We start from the raw sequence: 19,762 nt of genomic DNA, 5'->3' as shown, positions 1-19,762 counted from the left end.
AAAAATTACATTTTAAACAAAACGAAATTTTGCTAATTTTTATTTTATTCTAAAACAGCGTAATCTCCAATGCTGATGCTTGTAAATTTACCATCGTAACTTACATGGTTTCCAATCATTGCATTATCAAGATTAGCATTTTTAATTTTAGAATACGTTTGTACCAAACTGTTTTTGATAATACTGTCTGTTACGTGGCATCCATTTCCAAGAGAAACATTTGGTCCGATTGTCGTATTTTTCAAGACCACATTTTCTCCAATATAACAAGGCGGAATAATAGTTGAATTCTCTAACGTCACACCATAATCTACTAAATGCTCGCCATCATTGTGAAGAAAACCTAACATTCTAGTATTCGTTTCAACGGTAACATCTTTGTTTCCGCAATCCATCCACTCATCAACGCTTCCAGTTTTAAAAACTTTTCCGTTTGCCATCATCGCTTTGATACCATCATTTATCTGGTATTCTCCACCATTCTGAATGTTATTATCCAAAACATTTTGAAGTTCGTTTCTTAAAACTCCAACTTCTTTAAAATAATAAATTCCGATAACGGCTAAATCGCTTACAAACTCTTTTGGTTTTTCAACCAATTCTACAATTTCATTATTTTGGTTTAGTTTTACAACACCAAAAGCCTCTGGCTGATCTACTTGTTTTACCCAGATTACAGCATCTGCTTCTGGATCTAATTCAAAATCAGCTCTAATTAAAGTATCTGCGTAAGCAATTACAGCTGGTCCAGAAAGAGAATCCTTCGCACACATAATCGCATGTCCAGTTCCTAAAGGCTGATCCTGACGATAGATAGAAGCTTTAGCCCCTAATCCTTTTGCTAGATCTTCTAGACTTGCTACAACATCATCTCCAAAAAAAGCCTCGTCTCCTAAAATAAAAGCAACTTCTTCAATTGGTTCCTTTAAAATTTTTGCAATATCTTCTACTAAACGGTGAACGATAGATTTTCCTGCAACTGGAATTAATGGTTTTGGAACGGTTAATGTATGAGGCCTCAATCTTGATCCACGGCCCGCCATTGGCACAATTATCTTCATTTTCTTATTTGATTTTATGTGAAGATTTTATAAAAATCTTCATTGGGTTTGGTCTTTCTTTTTTATTATTTCACTCCAGTGCTTCCAAAGCCTCCTTCACCTCTTGATGTTTCAGTAAGTGTTTCAACTTCGATCCATTCTGCTCTTTCATGTTTAGCAATAATCAGCTGTGCAATTCGTTCTCCATTTTCGATTACAAAATCGTCATTAGATAAATTTACTAAAATTACTCCTATTTCTCCTCTGTAATCTGCATCAATAGTTCCTGGCGAATTTAAAACCGTTACGCCTTTTTTTGCAGCCAGACCGCTTCTTGGTCTTACTTGTGCTTCGTAACCAATTGGCAATTCGATAAAAAGTCCTGTTTTTACAATAGTTCTTTCTAAAGGCTTTAACGTAATTGGTTCTATAATATTGGCACGCAAGTCCATACCTGCAGAAGCAATCGTTTCGTAATTTGGTAAATCGTGCTGTGATTTATTGATAATTTGAATTTTCATTTTTAAATATAAAATTTTTAAAAGCGTCTTATTTTCTCTTCATTATTCCTTTAATAGTATCTTTTTCAAAATGGTAAACCATATACATAAAGACTAAAAGAAGCGGAATTCCAACATAATATTTTTCTCTAAATCCGTAAAAAGAGATAATTGAAAACAATATTGAAACGCCTAGATAAGCGCCAATTTTGTTCATGTCATAAGGAATCGGGTAATATTTATTTCCTAAAACATAAGAAATAAGCATCATACTACCATAAGCTGAAATGGTCGCAATTGCAGAACCATAATAGCTGTATTTCGGAATTAATAGATAATTTAAAATCAAGGTAACAATTGCTCCTACAATAGAAATGTAAGCTCCAATTTTTGTTTTATCCGTCAGTTTATACCAAACTGATAAATTGTTGTAAATCCCTAAAAAGAAATTTGCCAAAATAATTAATGGCACCACTTTCATGGCTTCCCAATACGATTTATTATCTAATAACAAATATTTCAAAACGTCGGCAAAAACAATTACACCTAATAAAATTAATGATCCCAGAATCACAAAATATTTAGTAATTACCGCATAAGTTTGCGGTGCATTTTCATTTTTAGCATGACTAAAAAAGAATGGCTCAATTCCTAATCTGAAAGCAGTTGCAAAAAGAACCATAAATAGTCCTAGTTTGTAACAAGCAGAATAAGCTCCAACTTCAGACTTTGCTAAATTTTCTGGAAGTAAATATCCTAATAGAATTTTATCGAAGTGTTCATTTACTGCAAACGCTAGTCCAGCCACTAAAATAGGCAATCCATACTTCATCATTTTCTTCCAAAGCACAGGATCGAATTTTCGTCCAAGCGAAAGATAATTTGGAGAGAGCACAATAAAAGTTGCCAAACTTGCCAAAAGGTTTGCAATGAAAATATAAGCAATTTGGAAATTTTGTACATATAAATTATCCCAAACAGAATTCGGATTTTCTGCCGCCAATTTTGGCAGATAAATCAAGAAAAATATATTCAGCAGTAAGTTTATAACAACATTTCCAATCTTGATCGCCGCATAAACCATCGGTCTCTGATTGGCTCTAAGTTTAGAAAACGGAATTAAAACCAGTGCATCTAAAACTAAAATCCATACGGTATAAGTAATGTATTGAACATCAACTTCGGCTAGATTTGCCAGTGTGTTTCTAAAAATTAACCCAACAAAAAGAAAGATTATTGAGGTCCAAAATATAGAAATAGTCGAAGTGGCTATTACATTTTTCTTATCTTCTTCGGCACTGTAAAATCTAAAAAACGCAGTTTCCATTCCGTAAGAAAGAACCACGTTAAAGAAAACCATCCAAGACAATACGATCGAAACTTCACCATACTCAGCCGTAGGCAAAATTCCTGTATATAATCTCACTAATAAAAAACTTAGCATTCTCGGTAAAACTGTCGCCAGTCCGTAAATTGCCGTTTGCTTGAATAGATTTTTATATAATCCCAAAATATAATTCTAATAATGTTTGTGAGACAAAAATAACCATTTCTTTTGTTTAATGGAGTTTTTGTTGATGCAATAAAGAAAACTTCTGGTCGTTTCTTAGACTGTCATTTTCTTTTCATCCAAAATTTTGACAAAATGAAAACCTTTTGGAGCATATCCTTGGTTATAATAGAATCTATGTGCTCCAAAATTTCCTGTAAAAGCATCCAAAACTATACTGCTGCAATTTAACTCAATTGCTTTTTTCTCTATATAATCGGTAAGCAATTTTCCAATTCCTTTAGATCGATGATCCGGATTAACAACAAAATTGTCAATTTCTAGATATTTTCCCGTCCAAAGTTTTGTAGCCGACCAGCAACCTGTTAGACCGAGACAAATATCATCTTCAAATATTGCAATCTGAATATAGTTATGCGGAACCATTTCAGAAAGAAATGATTGATATTTTTCTAGAGATATATTAGGATACAAAAATCGAATTGTACTTATTTGAGCAGCCATATCCTCAATGGTAGTTAGCTCTTTTATTTGTAAAGCCATCGTTTAAAAATGAAATAGAAGTCAAAAATACTCAAAATATAATCATCAAAGAATCTGTTTTCATCCATCTATCTCTTCTTCTTATAAATCTTTAACTAATTTATTGGACATTAATTTTATCTCAGAAAAATAAATTCGATTTTTTTACGTTTTTACATAAAAGCAATGCTTTGAAAACTTCTTGATAGCAGACTAACTGAGGAATGTCTGAGCAAAACTACAGAAACATTCGTAATGTTTCATCAATCTCCTTACTTACAGATAATTATACTGTTTTTTAACACAACATGTGAAATATATAAAATACACATGAAAATTATGTAACATTTTTTTTACACTGTTTTTTTAAATTTGTCTCAAAGGGAATGAGAAAGCTAGCAACAACCCTTCAAAAAAAAGAAAGCACTGGGACTAATAAAGCTTGTTTGTTCCCATAAAAGACAAAGCATAAGGGATTGATTCAGCTGTATTGTAACCCTAATAAAAACAGAGCACTGGGACTGATAAAGCTTGTTTGTTCCCACAAAAGACAAAGCATAAGGGATTGATTCTGCTGTATTGTAACCCTTAAAAAAACAGAGCATTGGGATTAATAAAGCTAGTTTGTTCCCATGAAAGACAAAGCACGCAGAGTTATCTGTCTATTTTTATAAAATGGTAGTGATTCTCAACTTAACTGTAATTTGAGAATCACCATTTTATAAAATTATTTTTAAAAAAGAATAAAACTTCCAATAAAAGAAAAGCCAGCATTAGCTGGCTTTTCTTTTTATATATAATAGGATAAATTATCCATTCAAAGCTTCTGCTCCACCAACGATTTCCAAAATCTCACTTGTAATCGCAGCCTGACGAGCTTTGTTGTAAGTTAATTTTAATTGGTTTCTTAATTCAGTTGCGTTATCTGTTGCTTTGTGCATTGCAGTCATACGTGCTCCATGCTCAGAAGCAAAAGAATCACGAATACCTTTGTATAATTGTGTTTTTAAAGACTTAGGAATTAAAGCTAATACAATTTCTTCTTTTCCTGGTTCAAAAATATAATCTCCAGAAACAGCAGCACCATCAGTATTAATAGGTGCCAACGGTAAAAACTGCTCTACTTGAACAATCTGAGTAGCAGCATTTTTAAACTGATTGTATACTAACTCAATTCTATCGTATTCTCCAGATAAGAATTTCTCAGTCAAATTATCTGCAATTCCAGCAACATTTTCAAATGTCAAATGATCAAAAATTGCATTATGATGACCGTGAATTTTATGTGTTTTAACTAAAGCATCACCACCTTTTTTACCAATGGCAAAAACGTCAACTTGCTTTCCAGCATAAAACTCAGTACGATTTTTAATCTCTTTAATAATATTTGAATTGAAAGCACCGCATAAACCTCTATTTGAAGTTACAGCAACTAACAATACTTTTTTTACTTCACGTTGTGTAGTGTAATCTCCTCCTATTTCACCTTCTAGTGTAGCAGAAAGATCTTGCAATAACTCCGTTAATTTCTCGGCATAAGGACGCATTGCAGTGATTGCATCTTGTGCTTTCTTCAGCTTTGCAGCAGAAACCATTTTCATAGCCGATGTAATCTGCATCGTCGATGAAACGGAAGTAATTCTATTACGGATTTCCTTTAAATTTGCCATCTATTAATTAGAAAATGCGACAATTTTAAAATTAGATAATTAGAATAATGATAGAACATTATCTAATTATCTAATTTACCAATTATCTAATTAGTTATATTTTGCTGAAACTTCTTTTGCCGCTTTTTCGATAACATCTGTAATAGCGTCATCTAATTTTCCAGCTTTCAAAGCGTTAAGTGTATCTTTATGTTTGCTGTTTAAGTAAGCTAAGAAATCTGCTTCGAATTCTTTTACTTTATTAACAGGAACATTTTTTAATAAGTTTTTAGAACCAGCGTAGATAATAGCTACTTGGTTTTCAACTGTATAAGGATCATTTAAACCTTGTTTCAAGATCTCAACGTTTCTTTTTCCTTTTTCGATTACGTTTAAAGTAACAGAATCTAAGTCAGAACCAAATTTAGCGAAAGCTTCTAATTCACGGAATTGAGCTTGATCTAATTTTAAAGTTCCAGAAACTTTTTTCATTGATTTAATTTGAGCATTACCTCCAACACGAGATACAGAGATACCTACGTTAATTGCAGGACGAACCCCAGAGTTGAACAAATCTCCATCAAGGAAAATCTGACCATCTGTAATAGAAATTACGTTTGTTGGGATATATGCAGAAACGTCACCAGCTTGAGTTTCGATAATTGGCAATGCAGTTAATGAACCACCACCTTTTACGATAGACTTAATAGAATCTGGTAAATCGTTCATGTTTTTAGCGATACCATCATCAGCGATTACTTTACAAGCACGCTCTAATAAACGAGAGTGTAAGTAGAAAACGTCTCCAGGGTAAGCCTCACGTCCCGGTGGTCTTCTTAATAAAAGAGAAACCTCACGGTAAGCAACAGCTTGTTTAGATAAATCATCATAAACAATAAGAGCTGGACGACCAGAATCTCTGAAGTATTCTCCAATTGCAGCACCAGCGAATGGAGCGTAAACTTGCATAGGAGCTGGGTCAGAAGCATTAGCAGCAACGATAACTGTATAAGCCATTGCTCCTTTTTCTTCTAACATTTTAGCGATTCCCGCTACAGTTGAAGCTTTTTGTCCAATTGCAACATATATACAGAATACAGGTTTTCCTGCATCGTAAAATTCTTTTTGATTTAAGATTGTATCGATACAAACAGTAGATTTACCTGTTTGACGGTCACCGATTACAAGCTCACGCTGTCCACGACCAACTGGAATCATAGCATCAACTGCTTTTACTCCTGTTTGTAATGGCTCAGTTACTGGCTGACGGAAGATAACTCCAGGTGCTTTTCTTTCTAAAGGCATTTCGTATAAGTCACCACCGATTGGTCCTTTTCCATCAATTGGAAAACCAAGAGTGTTAACTACACGTCCTACCATTTGCTCACCAACTTTAAGAGAAGCAATACGTTGAGTTCTTTTTGCTGTAGATCCTTCTTTAATTCCAGTTGATGGTCCTAATAATACAACCCCAACATTATCCTCCTCAAGATTCAATACGATACCTTCCATACCGTTATCAAATTCCACTAACTCACCATATTGAACATTAGATAGCCCGTAAACACGAGCAATACCGTCTCCAACTTGAAGTACTGATCCTACTTCCTCTAGCGTAGCACCAGATTCAAAACCTTCTACTTGCTTTCTTAATATTGCTGAAATTTCAGCAGGTTTGATTTCCGCCATCTTAATTTATAATTTAGACACTTTTTGTGTTATAAAACTAATTACTTAACTCTCTTTTTAATACTTGTAATCTGTTAGCAACTGAAGCGTTGTACTGATTATCTCCTATTCTCAAAATAAATCCACCAATAATTGAAGGATCTACTACATTTTCTATTGTAATTTTTTTATCTGATAAAGTTGCAACTTTTGCCAAAACTTTAGCTTCTAAAGCTGCATCCATTGGAATAGCTGTTGTAACTTTTGCTACTTCAACACCATTACTTTCATCAAATAATTTATTGTATTCTAATGCAATTGCATTTAGAATTTCGAATCTTTTGTTTTCAAATAATAAATGGAACAAACCTTTTGTTACTCCATTTACATCTGCAAAAACTTCCAAAAGAGCACCTTCTTTAACTTCAACAGTAGTTGTTGGGTTTTGGATAAATGTACTCAATTCTTGATTCGTCTCAATTGCATTTGCAATTGATTTCATATCGTTATTGACAGCTTCGGCAACACCTTTAGAGTTTGCTAAGTCTAGAATTGCTTTTGCATAACGAATTGCTGCTCTTGTACTTGCCATAATCTTAGTTTAACTTTACGTCACCTAATAATTTCTCTACCAGTTTAGTTTGAGATTCTTTATTAGATAGTTCTTCTTTCAATAATTTTTCAGCAATACTCAAAGATAGAGTTGAAACTTGAGATTTCAATTCTGCCATTGCAGCATTTTTTTCGCTTTCGATAGCCGCTTTAGCTTGATCAATCATTTTTTGACCAGCTTCTTGAGCTTCGTTTTTAGAATCAGCAATCATTTTCTCTTTCATTTCGCGAGCCTCTTTCAACATCGCGTCACGTTCTGCACGAGCTTCATTCAAAATTCTTTGATTGTCAGCTTGTAAATTTTCCATTTCTCTCTTTGCGTTTTCAGCAGAAAGCAATGCATTTTTAATACCTTCTTCTCTTGCAGTAATAGATTCCATAATTGGTTTCCAAGCAAATTTTACTAAAAGCAAAATTAATATTACCAAGATTAAAGCCTGCCAGAAGAATAATCCGAATGAAAAATCGTTAATTAACTTATCCATTTTATATAACTATATTAAATATTTAATTTCTTTTTTAAAAGTAACAACATCTTTAACCAACCGTTAAAGATGCTGTTATTTCTCTCTTTATTATTTTCCTAAGATCAAAGCAGCGAATGCTAAACCTTCTAATAAAGCCGCGATAATAATCATCGCAGTTTGAATTTTACCAGCAGCTTCTGGCTGACGAGCAATAGCGTCCATAGCAGATCCACCGATTTTACCTAAACCTAAACCTGCACCGATTACTACTAAACCAGCACCTACTAAAGTTGGAATTGTTCCCATAACTATTTATATATATAAAATTAAACTTCTAAATTAAATAATTGCTGTTTCGTCTTCATGGTGGTGAGCATGATCATGATCTTGAACTGCCATACCAATAAACAATGATGATAACATTGTAAAGATGAATGCCTGTAAAAATGCAACTAAAATTTCAATAACAGAGATAAATAATGTCAATCCTAATGAGATTGGCAAATCTGCTGCTAAATTTTTTCCAACAAAAATCATTGCGATCAAACTCATAATTACTACGTGACCTGCAGTAATGTTTGCGTACAAACGAATTAATAATGCGAATGGTTTTGTTAATGTTCCTAAAACCTCAATTGGAGCTAAGATAATTTTCATTGGAACTGGTACTCCTGGCATCCAGAAGATGTGTCCCCAATAATCTTTGTTTGCACTAAATTGAGTAATGATAAATGTAAAGGCTGCTAAACAAACTGTAATAGCAATATTTCCTGTAACGTTGATTCCTAGCGGAGTCATTCCTAATAAGTTCAAGATCCAAACAAAGAAAAATACAGTTAATAAGTAACCCATGTATTTACGGTATTTTTTCTCTCCAATATTTGGAACAGCAATTTCATCTCTGATGAAAATTACTAATGGTTCTAAAACTCTACCAAATCCTGTTGGGATTGGTCCTTTTTTATATGATCTTGCTAAACCAGTAAACATTACTAATAATAGTACTGATACGAAAAGCATTGAAACAACATTTTTAGTAATTGAAAAATCTAATGGTTTTTCATTTGATGGATGACCGTGCTCATCAAAGTTGATTGTTCCGGCAGCATCTGTTTTGTAGATTTTACCGTGAACTAATTTGTAGTAGCTACCGTCAACTTCTGCAACTTCTTCTCCGTGGTGTAATTTTGAAGAAGAGAAAACTTTTAAACCACCATCAATTAAAATAACTGGTAATGGAAAACCGTAGTGTTTATTTTCTTTTTCATCTGAAAAGAAAACAAAGTCATGAGAATCTTGTAAGTGGTGATCAATAAAAGCATCTACTTTAGCTTTTGGATCAAGAGCAACATGCTCCCCTTCTTCGTGAGCAGTATGTGAAACTACTTTCTCTTCGTGAGCTGTTTCAGTTTGAACATGCGTCGAATCATTCTCTTGATTTGCAAAACCCATAATAGGTAGAGAAGCTACAAAAGCTGCAAGAATAAAGCTGAGTGGTTTGTTTGAAATCACCATATCGTGGAAAATCTTATTTTTTTACGTTTCTAAAATTTGGTGCAAAGGTACATTTTTTATTAATATTCAAAAGGATATGAAAAATTATTTTTAAACCTTGTTTTAAAGAATTGTTATTTTAACGCTTTTCATTTAATAATCGGACAGTTAAAAGCGTCTGAAATAACAAAAACAGCACAAATGTTATAAAAAAACTGACTTTTTCAACATTGCTTTCTCCAGTTTTATTTTTTAAGATCGGCTGAAGAAATAAATAGGCTAATAACATTTGTGTAAAAGTTCCAAATAAAAACGCCATTCCGACAATTTCAAAATTCTTCTTTTTTACTATTAATAATATAAGGTATAATAAAGACGAAATTGCGAAGAAAGAAAAATACAGTAATTCTAAACTGTAATGAAACTTCTCCGTACTAATTTCACTAAATAAAAAAACGGCTTTATGAATACTGTAAGTTCCTAAAGCAAGACATAACAAATAAAAAACTGGTTTGTAATTTTTTGAAAGCATTTAAAATAATTTTTGTGCAAAGATGCAACTTTTATCTCAAGCCATTTTTATTTACAAACTACTTTGTTTTATTGATATCGTTTACTTGTCGGATTACATTGTACAATGCAACTCCAACACCGGCTAATACAAAAATGGTGTTATAATATACTTTTGGGCTTGGATGTTTCTCGTCGAGCCAGGTTCCGAAATAAGAGAATACGAAAATGATTACTCCCATTTGAAAGGGAATATTAATAAATGCCAACCATTTATTTCTCCTATTATTATTCGGCTCCTTTTCCATCTTCTAGCATTATTACTGTATTTGAATGCGCAAGCATAGTGCAGGTTGCTGTAAAGTCAGCTCCTGGTTCTATTGAAAGTTTTCCTACTGCTACTTCTCCATGAATTTGAGCAGTCGATTTAATATTAAGGGTTTCAAGAACTTTTATCTTTCCATGAAATTCTCCTTCGATGTCTGCATTGTTACAGATAATTTCTCCTTTTACAACTCCTTTTGCTCCTATCACAATTTTGCCCTGCGAAGTAAAATTTCCTATCAATTCACCGTCTAATCTAAAGTCGGCTTGAGAGACTATATCTCCTATTATTGATGTTCCTTCAACAATTCTATTAGTTTTTCCTAATTGTTCAGTTCCGTTTTTTTTTACTTTTTCAAACATGGCGGTTAAGATTTAAGGGGTTTTCGGGGTAAGGTATGCGTCTAGATTTTTTTTAATCTGAACAATTTTGTAATTATCATTTGATATAATTATTGCTTGATCTGGGATTTTATATTTCTTATCTTCTCTGAAAACTCCAGCAATATCATTTGCATAAGCTTCAGATTTTAAACCATGAATAACTACAAAACTTTCTGTTTTATTGTATTTATCTAGAGATGTTGTCAATCTTTCGTAGTTTTCAACTAATAAAAACACTCTAATTGCTTCTTCTATTCTTTTAACCGCTTTTGTATCGTTGTTTGCAACACGATATACTATTTTCCAATTTTTAGTATCTGTTGTTGTAAAGTTAAGTTTCTCCAAAACAGGAACTTGTTTTTCTAAGATCTCTCTTGCATTTTTACCTTCTTCACTATTTGGGTAATTATCTGCAACGTTCTCAAGTCCTTTTTTATAGGCTTCTAAACCATATACTTTTCCTGAAGTATTGGCTTTTAGCAATTCGTATTTTGAAACAATATCATCTCCAGAATATTGATTAATTAGATTATCAATATTCGCCAAGACTTCATCAAAATGTTCTTCTTCAAAAAGTTTATACCATTTTTGATATTCTTTGTCTGGACTAGAATTTGGATCGTCTTCTTTATTGTTTAAAATGTGAGCATATCTCGAATCTGGATATTTAGATGAAATCTCGGCTTTTATAGCTTCGGCTTTTGCCGGATTTGTAATTTGATAAATTTTGTACAAATTATACATTGATGGCAATACCAGTTTTTCTTCAGGATTGTTCTGAAGCAGCTGTTCTAGTTTGTCGCTAGCCAAATTATATTCTTTAAACTTCTCCTTATATATAAGTCCTAATTGATAGTATGAAAAATTACGCTCTTTGCCAATACTATCCATTGCAGTTTGAGAACTTGGAAGCTGTTTTACATAATAGGCTACAGTATATTTTTCTGGTACAATTGTGTCATTGAGCACATTGGCAACTTCTTTAGTAGAAATCGTATCATTCATAGCATCGCTATTTGCGCCTTTTATACCTGACAATCGCCAGTTTCCGCCCATAGTTCTACTACCCCACATTTTTTTAAACTGTAGTTTTCCGTAAGCAACTGTTGTTGGATTATAAAAATAGAATGAACTGGCATTATCATTTCCTCCAGGAGGCATTCCAACTCCTTCTGGTTCTACTGGTTTACCTAAAGAATTAGGATTAACAGCTCCATTTCCTGAAAAATCTGCTTGAGAATTTCGATCAATATTAGCTAATCGTTCTTTTTCCTTTTCTTCTAAAAGTTTTTTTGCTTCGTCCTTCTTTTTAAGTTCTGCAATATAATTTTCGAAATAAGCTTTCTTATCGTTTGGTGGCAGATTATATACTTTAATAATACTGTCATTGCGTTTTGCAATAGCTTCGTACTTAATTACGTCATCCAGATTTTTTCTGTTTTTTTCTATAAATGCAAATTCTCTTGTTTTAGGATCCAGTTTAACCAAAGTACTATCATAATACTTTGCCGCCATCGAATAATCTGTATTTTTAAAATACATGTTTCCAATGTTTCTATAAGCAGAAGCCATTAAATACGGATCTTTAGATTTTCTTCCTAAAGACTTATTGTAAAATGTTAATGCGTTTTCTTGATCTTTCTTTTTATCATAATAAACTCCCATTTCATAAAAAAGAACATCATAATAAGGACGATTTTCACGATCAGTCACCAATTTATTAAATGTTTTTAAGAAAATCGTATCATTATCTTTTCCATAATCAAACATCTGTGCTTTTTTCGCGTATGCGTGCATCATATATTTACGATCTGCTTTTCTGTTTAAATCAATAACCGCATCATAAAAATAAATGGCGCTGTCACGTTTTCCTTCCGCCTGATACATTTGGCCAAGTATAAAACGATATCTTGCGCGTTCTTCATTATTTCGAGTAAATTGTTCTGCAACTCTAAGTCTAGAAACAGCACTGTCTTTTTGTTCCAGATTTAGAAAGGCTTCTGCCAAAAGTGCGTTGGCATCTGCATAAGTTTGCTTATCTAAATCTGTTTTTTTAAGTAAAATTTTAATATTCTTAAGAGCAATCGCGTCATTACCTAAACGCATATTGGTTTTTTCACGCCAGATTTTTGCCGTATAAATATTATTGCTTTCTGGATACTTGTATAAAATATAGTTGAAGGCCTCAATTGCTGGAATAAAACGCTGATCGTAATATCTTGCTTTTCCAAGCATCAAATACGCTTCGTCAATCTGCCAGTTTCTTTCTCTTCCTCCAATATTCATGGAGTGTTTTTGAATGGCTTTTGTAGCTTTGGTTTCTGCTTTTTCAAAATCAGGGTTTTTAGCTTTTTCTCCTTCAGAAAAATTTTCATCAAACTGCATTTTTTCAATTGGCAGTTGTTTCCAGAAATTATCTTCGTTATTGGCCTGAATGGACTTTAAACCTTTGTCTAAACCAATTCCTCCATTGTAAAGAATGTTGTATTTTGTCCCGATCGAGTGAGAACTTCGAGCCAAAAAGGTATTTTTTTTGGTAGAACAAGCTATCAAAAAGAATAAAAAAACGAAAGTAAAACTATATTTAAGAGTATTCTTTTTCAATAGAAAAGAGTTTAAAACAGATAACTACTAAAAATTGGTTTTAGTATATTCATTTGTAAAAATACGCTTCTTTTTGAAATATAGAAATTCTTACACCGCAAAAAATAATTCTAGTTCTTGTAAGGTTTCTTCTGAGGTCTGAATATCTTTAACAATTTCGCCCTTATTAAGCGCCACAATACGATTGCAAACTTCTACAGTATGCTGTAAATCATGGCTTGAAACCAAAACAGTTACATTTGGATCGTCGGCTAATTCTTTGATAATTTTTTTTAATCGGCTCACTGTTGTAGGATCTAAATTTGCAAAAGGCTCATCTAAAATTACAACTTCAGGATTACCAATAAGTGTGGCAATAATACCCGCTTTTTTCTGGTTTCCTTTAGATAAATCGCGAAGGTATTTTTTGTTGTTCAAAATTTCTCCATTAAAAAACTCTTCGTGTTTTGCTAGCAATGCATCAATATCTGCCTTATTCTGATTGCGTAAATCACCAATAAAATAAAAGTATTCTTCCGGAGTTAAATATCCGATAAGGAAATTCTCATCTAAAAAAGATCCGGTAAAAGATTTCCAATTTTCGCTTGTATTTACCTGAATATCATTACTTTTTATATATCCTGTTGAAGGCTGGATTAGATCAAGAAGCAAACTGAAAAAAGTTGTTTTTCCTGCTCCGTTATTTCCCACCAAGCCAAAACTTTGTCCTTTTGGAATTTCTAGATTATTAATATTTAAAACTGTTGTTCCGTTATATGTTTTTGAAAGCTGATTTACTTGTATCATAATAATTTTAGATTGTTGATTTCAGATTTTAGATATAAAATGGAGATAATTATCTCATTTTCAAATTGACAATTTATCTAATTAACCCTTTTGTTTATAAGCACTTATTGTACTATACTTTTCTTTTTTGTACCTCTTTTCTATTGATGAAAATACTTTTTCTTTAAAGATAAAACCCAAAATTCCTGCTCCTGCAACCAAGCTTAATGCTACAGTTTTATCTGCAAAACGAAGTCCAAGCCAATACAATAATAAAGGAAGGAATATTTTTGGCAAAGACAGAAGCATCGAATTTATATTAAACGCTTTTTTATCTCCAAAGGCACCACCAGCACTGCTTAAATCAATTGGTGTTTTAGTAAAAGCACCTCCCAAAAGTACCAAATGAGAATTTACTCCAATATTGTAAATTGCACCAACTACAATAGTTAGATAAACTTCCCATCCGTAAAAAAGATAAAAAGATGCTAGAATTGTAGAAATAAAAGTAGCAATTACAATTAGCCACCATTTTGCGGTAATATAACCTCTATACGGAATATTCTGTGTCATCATTAATTGATAATATGAACTATCCCAGCTCGGTACAAACTGTCCGAAGACAAATAGAAATCCTCCTGAAACGAATATTCCAGCAAAAATTTGCATAGCAGGCGGTTGATGTGTATTTCCGAAAAAAATCAATCCGTAGAATAAAAAGATCACACTCATTACTATAGTAGTTTTTGATCTTTTATTTCTTTTGATGAGTCTAATGTCATTTTTAAGGAAAGTCCCCAAAGTACCAAACTGATTTAGCCAAGAAAGATTTTCTGTAGAGGCAACATCATGTTTTAAAGAAAGTCCTGCATCGAGATATAAATTCTTTTCGAAGTATTTAAATGTAAAATAATGCAACGCAATTAATACTAGAATCGGAATCAAGAACAATCCATCTATTTCATAAAAGTTTTGAAAAAATGGAGTTGTAAACTCCGTAATATCAAACAATTGATAATACTGCGAACCTCCTAGAACTACAATTAGCAGTAGAAAAAGAGCAAATAATCTATCAATATTGCTTAAAATAATATTCAGAAAATTGTTAATATAAATAATAGATATTACTCCCAAATGCCAAAAAATAATTTGGACAACATCATATCCGTTTAAAATTAGGACAACTGTAAATGGAATAAAAAATAAAGCGTGTATCCAGTTAAAAAAAGATAAAATGGTTTTGCCTAAAGAAAAATGAACAATGGTTGTTTTCTTTAAAGGAAGAGCTAGCAAAGGTTTGATGTTCAATACAGGAATTGACTGTAATAACAATCGAATTACTAAATCGCCTAGAAAATAATAAATTAGAAATTTGTTTAAAGTTGCCAGAGGTTCCAAATTCATTTCCTTAAGCATATAAAATGCCCCCACTCCCATAGCAATAAAAATTAATGAAAAATAGATCATCAAAAAACCTATTATTATTTTCATTGTTAGATTTTTACCGAAAGATGCAGACCGAATAAAGGCCTTCCATTCGAGATAAATAAACTTCTTAATCATGGTTTATGGTTTTAATATTTTTGTAGTAAGAGACCAAATGTAGGAAAACGTTACAAAAAAAGTTAAAAAAAATAATTTCGTGCTAAAATTTTAATAGTGGTTTGCTACTTTTGCATAAAAATTCTATCATGCCTTCATTCTTAAAACTTATAATTAAAGAGGTTAAACGCGAAACTGCAGATGCTGTTTCGATTCTTTTTAATGTTCCTGAAGAACTAAAATCTGACTATAAATTTACAGCAGGTCAATATATAAATTTAAAATTAACTCTTGATAACCAAGAAATTAGACGTGCGTATTCTATTTGCTCTGCACCAGACAGCGGCGAATTAAGAATTGCTGTAAAAGCAGTAAAAAATGGTCTTTTTTCTCAGTTTGCCAATACAACCTTAAAAGCAGGAGATGTTCTTGAAGTAGGCCAGCCAGAAGGTAAATTTACTTTTGAACCAGATGCTGAAAGGCAAAAAAACTATGCGGCTTTTGTTGCAGGAAGCGGAATTACTCCAGTTCTTTCTATCATAAAATCGGTTTTAAAAAATGAACCAAAAAGCTCATTTGTATTGGTTTACGGAAATAAAACTCCTGAAAGCACTATCTTTCATCAAGAGCTTCACGATTTGCAATTACAATATGTAGGCAGATTTTTTGTGCATTATGTGTACAGCCAAGCAAAAGCTGAAAATGCTTTATTTGGAAGAATTGAAAAATCGGCTGTGAATTTTGTTTTAAACAACAAACACAAGGAACTTCAATTTGATAAGTTTTTCCTTTGCGGACCAGAAGAAATGATTAACACCGTTTCTAATGTTTTGAAAGAGAAAAATGTAAAAGAATCTGCTATTAAATTTGAGTTGTTCACGTCTTCTTCTGAAGAACATGAAATTCAGGGTTCTCAAGAAGGGCATACAAAAATTACTGTTTTAGTAGACGATGAAGAAACTACTTTTGAAATGTCTAAAAAACAAACTATTCTTGATGCAGCTCTAAAACAAGGTGTTGACGCTCCTTATTCTTGTCAAGGCGGAATTTGCAGCAGCTGTTTAGGCCGTGTTACAAAAGGAAGCGCAGAAATGACTAAAAATTCTATTTTAACAGACGGTGAAATTGCCGAAGGTTTAATTTTAACTTGTCAGGCACATCCAACATCAGAGACCATTTATGTTGATTACGACGACGTTTAGTCTGTAAAATTCCAATATCAAAAATTCCAAATTCCAACTTTACCATTGGGGTTTGGAATTTTTTTTGTTTAATTGCGTTATTTCTAATCTTTGCCAAACTTTAAAACTTTGCCAAAGATCTGGCTTGGAATTTGGCATTTAAAAATTGAAATTTAATTGAATATGAAATCTGTACGAGAAATTTTTAGGAATAAAGAATATCTTTTGGAAGAGCCAGAAGTTATGAAGCTGGTTGATTACTGTGAAGAACTTCAGGATGAAATTGTTGAATTTAAATTTCAAAAAACCGACAATAAAGAACTTGCTTTACTTGACGTGATAAAAGAAGTTATAAAAGGATGTGATGCCATAGAAAGAGAACAAATGGAACATGAACGCTACGGTTATGACGCACCAAATTATCAGGAAACCATTGCAAATCTAAAAAGCTATATTATCGTTGGTGCCATGACGAGAAGATTTGGCTCTAAATTGAAATAAAAGCAAAATTTCATTAAAATATTGCCAAATTTTCATTAAATTAGAGGTGTAATTATGGTAATCTCAATCTCATTGTTTGAGAATTTGTAGAGCTAAATCTAATTTGTCAAACATTTAAACATTAAATATCATGACAGCTCACGTTCAACACTTTCATTTATACCTATTTATTATGCTGGTTGTAACTGCTTCACTATGCGTTCTGGCAGTTATTATAAAAATGAAAAACAAAAAAGGTCCGAAGTTGCTCGAAAGAGAAAAATACAATTCAACTTTGACCGAAAAAATGCTAGAAGTAAAAAAGACAGATTCGAATATTTTTAATATCTGGCCTTATGTAAGTAGACTTAAATCGGCTAAAATTTTATCTAAGAAAATTAAAGATCACGACTTAATTTATAAAATTTACAGAGATTCATCTAATAAATTCGAACATATCCTATTGTCAACTGAAGACAAAAATAACTTTGTCACCATTATAGTAAACAAAAAAAGAAAAAAAACCATCGGATATTCTTTTATCGATTCTGATGAGAGATACGATTTAAACAAAAATATTGCTTAAATATTATTTTTACCAGCAATACTCCAACCGGGAAAAACATTTATAGAAACAAATGAAAAAAGCTCCAAAGAAGCGACTATATTATAAAAAATATGTCGCTCCTCTGGAGCTTTAATATTGTAGACGTTATGCTTTGCTATAAATATTTCGCTTCTCCGAAGCTTAAAAAATAGCTATCCTTTTAGCTTAGTTTAAATCTCTTATGAGAGCTGTTCTATAACTTTGTCAACAACCTGTTGCGGTAAAATTGTCCTCATAGCATCCTCATATCCTTCAACAATTTTATTGCCATAAACTGAAGTTGGCAATTTTGGATATTGATTTCGGTCTGAAGTCAGTGCATTTTCTAAACTTTGATTGAAAGGCAAAAATCCTGCGTACGGATGTGTCGCTCCCCAAAGCGTAATGACCTTTACGCCCAACATTGCTGCAATATGAGCATTTCCAGAATCCATAGAAAGCATTACATCGAGATTACTGATCAATTGTAATTCTTGCTGAAATTTAATTTTTCCAGCCATATTAATTACATTTTCAAATGGTTGAGCAAGAGAATCTAAAATTTCGATTTCTTTTTTTCCTCCACCAAAAAGCAAAATCGTCTGATTTTTATTTTCAGCCAATTTTTCAATTACCTCTTTCATTAAGTCCAAAGGATAAACTTTAGAATCATATTGTGCAAAAGGCGCAATTCCAATAAGCTTTTGATTTTCATTTCCGATAATATCTAAAACATCAGAACTTAAAACTGCTTTTTCAGGAAATTGTGGTTTCGATAAATCTAAAGGAAAACCTAACTCTTCAAACACTTTTGCATGTCTTTCAAACATGGTTGGTAATTGTCTGAAAATCTTATTTTCATCACGCGTTAGTTCTTTTTTTCCTTCTCTTCCTTTATCAACGGTTGCTCTTTTTTTTCCGCTTAAAGCGAAAAGCAAACTCACAATCTTAGATCTCAAAACGTTATGAAGATCTGCAAAAGCATCAATTTTCAGTTTTTTTACATCTTTAAATAAACGTAAAAGTCCAGGAAATCCTTTGTGTCTTTCTTTTTCATCAAAAGCAAAAAACTCAAGATTAGGAATTCCGTCAAAAAAAGGTTTAAAAAATGGGCGAGAAATAACGGTTAGTTTTACCGTTGGATATTGTTTTACAAAAGCTCGTAAAACAGGAACCGTCATGGCGACATCTCCCATTGCGGATAGTCTCATGACGGCTATATGCTTAATTTTGCTAGACAAGTCTGCCAAATTATTATTTTTTATTTTGATATAAAACTGGGTTCAAATCATCGTCGTTGTACATTTTCATTTGTTTGTACACTTTCATGAATTTATCTCCGTTTTCGATATCTGTCAATAATTCTTCAATTGCTGTAGATAAATCTGTTCTTTGTTCTAAAAGAATATTTAATTTTTCCTGACATTTATCTCTGTGTTCCTGAGAAGCTTCAGCACGATTAGCTTCTTCGTTCATGTGATAAATTTTTAAAGCTAGAATAGACAATCTGTCAAAAGCCCAAGCTGGACTTTCAGAATTGATTTTCGCTCCGTCTTTTACTTTTACATCGCTATACTTTTGTAAAAAGTAGCTATCTATATATTCCACCATATCAGTACGTTCCTGATTTGATGCATCAATTCTTCTTTTTAAAGTTAATGCCGCAACTGGATCAATTTGCGGATCACGAATAATATCTTCAAAATGCCATTGAACGGTATCAATCCAGTTTTTTAGATATAACAAATGCTCGAACTTATCTTTTGGATAAGGATTATTGATCGGCTGATCTACATTATCAAACTGGTGATAATCTTTGATGCTTTGCTCGAAAACAGAATATGCTAATTTTGAAAACATGTTTTTATTTTTTTATAAAACAAAGATACTTTTTATACTTTTATACTTTGAAAAAAAACATTAA

General features: G+C 32.2%; 21 protein-coding genes. 3 read left to right on the top strand and 18 right to left on the bottom strand.

Translation table 11 applies throughout. The features are described 5' to 3' along the window. Positions 1 to 44: 44 nt before the first annotated feature. The 16 genes from QLQ95_RS08545 to QLQ95_RS08470 all read right to left on the bottom strand — a co-directional run bounded on the left by QLQ95_RS08545 (position 45) and on the right by QLQ95_RS08470 (position 15,612). Positions 45 to 1,061 (bottom strand): sugar phosphate nucleotidyltransferase, encoded by a 1,017-nt coding sequence (locus tag QLQ95_RS08545; protein ID WP_320495309.1) that lies wholly within the window; start codon positions 1,059 to 1,061, stop codon positions 45 to 47. Positions 1,062 to 1,126: 65 nt separating this feature from the next. Then, a complete protein-coding gene (gene dut, locus QLQ95_RS08540; protein WP_198855027.1) occupies positions 1,127 to 1,561 on the bottom strand; it encodes a dUTP diphosphatase in 435 nt (144 codons plus the stop codon). A 28-nt stretch (positions 1,562 to 1,589) separates the two neighbouring features. Beyond that, positions 1,590 to 3,050 (bottom strand): lipopolysaccharide biosynthesis protein, encoded by a 1,461-nt coding sequence (locus QLQ95_RS08535; protein WP_095930609.1) that lies wholly within the window; start codon positions 3,048 to 3,050, stop codon positions 1,590 to 1,592. Positions 3,051 to 3,146: 96 nt separating this feature from the next. Next, the gene (locus QLQ95_RS08530) at positions 3,147 to 3,593 is read right to left on the bottom strand and encodes a GNAT family N-acetyltransferase (protein WP_095930608.1); all 447 of its coding nucleotides are present in this window, start codon (positions 3,591 to 3,593) and stop codon (positions 3,147 to 3,149) included. 788 nt (positions 3,594 to 4,381) lie between these two features. Next, positions 4,382 to 5,242 (bottom strand): ATP synthase F1 subunit gamma, encoded by an 861-nt coding sequence (gene atpG, locus QLQ95_RS08525; protein ID WP_320495311.1) that lies wholly within the window; start codon positions 5,240 to 5,242, stop codon positions 4,382 to 4,384. Between the two features lie 90 nt (positions 5,243 to 5,332). Further along, positions 5,333 to 6,910, bottom strand: a complete 1,578-nt coding sequence (atpA, locus tag QLQ95_RS08520) for a F0F1 ATP synthase subunit alpha (protein WP_095930606.1) — start codon at positions 6,908 to 6,910, stop codon at positions 5,333 to 5,335. A gap of 37 nt (positions 6,911 to 6,947) precedes the next feature. Continuing rightward, positions 6,948 to 7,481, bottom strand: coding sequence for an ATP synthase F1 subunit delta (gene atpH / locus QLQ95_RS08515; RefSeq protein ID WP_095930605.1), 534 nt, complete (start codon positions 7,479 to 7,481; stop codon positions 6,948 to 6,950). A 4-nt stretch (positions 7,482 to 7,485) separates the two neighbouring features. Then, positions 7,486 to 7,986, bottom strand: coding sequence for a F0F1 ATP synthase subunit B (locus QLQ95_RS08510; protein WP_095930604.1), 501 nt, complete (start codon positions 7,984 to 7,986; stop codon positions 7,486 to 7,488). A 90-nt stretch (positions 7,987 to 8,076) separates the two neighbouring features. Continuing rightward, positions 8,077 to 8,274, bottom strand: a complete 198-nt coding sequence (gene atpE, locus QLQ95_RS08505) for an ATP synthase F0 subunit C (RefSeq protein WP_008465835.1) — start codon at positions 8,272 to 8,274, stop codon at positions 8,077 to 8,079. 33 nt (positions 8,275 to 8,307) lie between these two features. Further along, complete coding sequence (gene atpB / locus QLQ95_RS08500) at positions 8,308 to 9,483, bottom strand: F0F1 ATP synthase subunit A (protein ID WP_095930603.1); 1,176 nt, start codon at positions 9,481 to 9,483, stop codon at positions 8,308 to 8,310. A 118-nt stretch (positions 9,484 to 9,601) separates the two neighbouring features. Beyond that, the gene (locus QLQ95_RS08495) at positions 9,602 to 9,994 is read right to left on the bottom strand and encodes a hypothetical protein (protein ID WP_482503408.1); all 393 of its coding nucleotides are present in this window, start codon (positions 9,992 to 9,994) and stop codon (positions 9,602 to 9,604) included. A 58-nt stretch (positions 9,995 to 10,052) separates the two neighbouring features. Then, a complete protein-coding gene (locus QLQ95_RS08490) occupies positions 10,053 to 10,280 on the bottom strand; it encodes an AtpZ/AtpI family protein (RefSeq protein ID WP_095930601.1) in 228 nt (75 codons plus the stop codon). Further along, a complete protein-coding gene (locus QLQ95_RS08485; RefSeq protein WP_095930600.1) occupies positions 10,261 to 10,659 on the bottom strand; it encodes a bactofilin family protein in 399 nt (132 codons plus the stop codon). Before QLQ95_RS08485 ends, QLQ95_RS08490 begins: the two co-directional genes overlap by 20 nt. 12 nt (positions 10,660 to 10,671) lie before the next feature. Continuing rightward, on the bottom strand, positions 10,672 to 13,233 hold the full coding sequence (porW, locus tag QLQ95_RS08480; protein ID WP_482504057.1) for a type IX secretion system periplasmic lipoprotein PorW/SprE: 2,562 nt from the start codon (positions 13,231 to 13,233) through the stop codon (positions 10,672 to 10,674). A 141-nt stretch (positions 13,234 to 13,374) separates the two neighbouring features. Continuing rightward, positions 13,375 to 14,070 (bottom strand): ABC transporter ATP-binding protein, encoded by a 696-nt coding sequence (locus tag QLQ95_RS08475; protein ID WP_095930598.1) that lies wholly within the window; start codon positions 14,068 to 14,070, stop codon positions 13,375 to 13,377. Positions 14,071 to 14,151: 81 nt separating this feature from the next. Then, a complete protein-coding gene (locus tag QLQ95_RS08470) occupies positions 14,152 to 15,612 on the bottom strand; it encodes a DUF5687 family protein (RefSeq protein ID WP_482503405.1) in 1,461 nt (486 codons plus the stop codon). Between the two features lie 128 nt (positions 15,613 to 15,740). Between QLQ95_RS08470 and QLQ95_RS08465 the strand changes: the two genes are divergently transcribed. The 3 genes from QLQ95_RS08465 (at position 15,741) to QLQ95_RS08455 (ending at position 17,838) form a co-directional block, all read left to right on the top strand. After that, positions 15,741 to 16,793, top strand: a complete 1,053-nt coding sequence (locus tag QLQ95_RS08465) for a 2Fe-2S iron-sulfur cluster-binding protein (protein WP_482503403.1) — start codon at positions 15,741 to 15,743, stop codon at positions 16,791 to 16,793. 162 nt (positions 16,794 to 16,955) lie between these two features. Further along, positions 16,956 to 17,273: a hypothetical protein gene (locus QLQ95_RS08460; RefSeq protein ID WP_482503402.1), complete on the top strand. Its 318-nt coding sequence runs from the start codon at positions 16,956 to 16,958 to the stop codon at positions 17,271 to 17,273. Positions 17,274 to 17,403: 130 nt separating this feature from the next. Continuing rightward, positions 17,404 to 17,838 (top strand): hypothetical protein, encoded by a 435-nt coding sequence (locus QLQ95_RS08455; protein WP_482503400.1) that lies wholly within the window; start codon positions 17,404 to 17,406, stop codon positions 17,836 to 17,838. Between the two features lie 200 nt (positions 17,839 to 18,038). Here the strand turns inward: QLQ95_RS08455 and QLQ95_RS08450 are convergent, their stop codons facing one another. Continuing rightward, the gene (locus tag QLQ95_RS08450) at positions 18,039 to 19,049 is read right to left on the bottom strand and encodes a glycosyltransferase family 9 protein (protein ID WP_428237551.1); all 1,011 of its coding nucleotides are present in this window, start codon (positions 19,047 to 19,049) and stop codon (positions 18,039 to 18,041) included. 43 nt (positions 19,050 to 19,092) lie between these two features. Further along, the gene (locus tag QLQ95_RS08445) at positions 19,093 to 19,698 is read right to left on the bottom strand and encodes a DUF4254 domain-containing protein (protein WP_250834620.1); all 606 of its coding nucleotides are present in this window, start codon (positions 19,696 to 19,698) and stop codon (positions 19,093 to 19,095) included. Between the last annotated feature and the right edge of the window lie 64 nt (positions 19,699 to 19,762).

This window comes from Flavobacterium sp. B330r (assembly GCF_056824325.1).
This window is presented reverse-complemented; position numbering and strand designations above follow the sequence as displayed.

Coding starts and splice junctions, on each gene's coding strand:
- QLQ95_RS08545 (WP_320495309.1), bottom strand. CDS start 1,061: ATGAAGATAATTGTGCCAATGGCGGGCCGTGGATCAAGATTGAGGCCT.
- dut (WP_198855027.1), bottom strand. CDS start 1,561: ATGAAAATTCAAATTATCAATAAATCACAGCACGATTTACCAAATTAC.
- QLQ95_RS08530 (WP_095930608.1), bottom strand. CDS start 3,593: ATGGCTTTACAAATAAAAGAGCTAACTACCATTGAGGATATGGCTGCT.
- atpG (WP_320495311.1), bottom strand. CDS start 5,242: ATGGCAAATTTAAAGGAAATCCGTAATAGAATTACTTCCGTTTCATCG.
- atpA (WP_095930606.1), bottom strand. CDS start 6,910: ATGGCGGAAATCAAACCTGCTGAAATTTCAGCAATATTAAGAAAGCAA.
- atpH (WP_095930605.1), bottom strand. CDS start 7,481: ATGGCAAGTACAAGAGCAGCAATTCGTTATGCAAAAGCAATTCTAGAC.
- QLQ95_RS08510 (WP_095930604.1), bottom strand. CDS start 7,986: ATGGATAAGTTAATTAACGATTTTTCATTCGGATTATTCTTCTGGCAG.
- atpE (WP_008465835.1), bottom strand. CDS start 8,274: ATGGGAACAATTCCAACTTTAGTAGGTGCTGGTTTAGTAGTAATCGGT.
- atpB (WP_095930603.1), bottom strand. CDS start 9,483: ATGGTGATTTCAAACAAACCACTCAGCTTTATTCTTGCAGCTTTTGTA.
- QLQ95_RS08495 (WP_482503408.1), bottom strand. CDS start 9,994: ATGCTTTCAAAAAATTACAAACCAGTTTTTTATTTGTTATGTCTTGCT.
- QLQ95_RS08490 (WP_095930601.1), bottom strand. CDS start 10,280: ATGGAAAAGGAGCCGAATAATAATAGGAGAAATAAATGGTTGGCATTT.
- QLQ95_RS08485 (WP_095930600.1), bottom strand. CDS start 10,659: ATGTTTGAAAAAGTAAAAAAAAACGGAACTGAACAATTAGGAAAAACT.
- QLQ95_RS08475 (WP_095930598.1), bottom strand. CDS start 14,070: ATGATACAAGTAAATCAGCTTTCAAAAACATATAACGGAACAACAGTT.
- QLQ95_RS08470 (WP_482503405.1), bottom strand. CDS start 15,612: ATGATTAAGAAGTTTATTTATCTCGAATGGAAGGCCTTTATTCGGTCT.
- QLQ95_RS08465 (WP_482503403.1), top strand. CDS start 15,741: ATGCCTTCATTCTTAAAACTTATAATTAAAGAGGTTAAACGCGAAACT.
- QLQ95_RS08460 (WP_482503402.1), top strand. CDS start 16,956: ATGAAATCTGTACGAGAAATTTTTAGGAATAAAGAATATCTTTTGGAA.
- QLQ95_RS08455 (WP_482503400.1), top strand. CDS start 17,404: ATGACAGCTCACGTTCAACACTTTCATTTATACCTATTTATTATGCTG.
- QLQ95_RS08450 (WP_428237551.1), bottom strand. CDS start 19,049: ATGAGACTATCCGCAATGGGAGATGTCGCCATGACGGTTCCTGTTTTA.
- QLQ95_RS08445 (WP_250834620.1), bottom strand. CDS start 19,698: ATGTTTTCAAAATTAGCATATTCTGTTTTCGAGCAAAGCATCAAAGAT.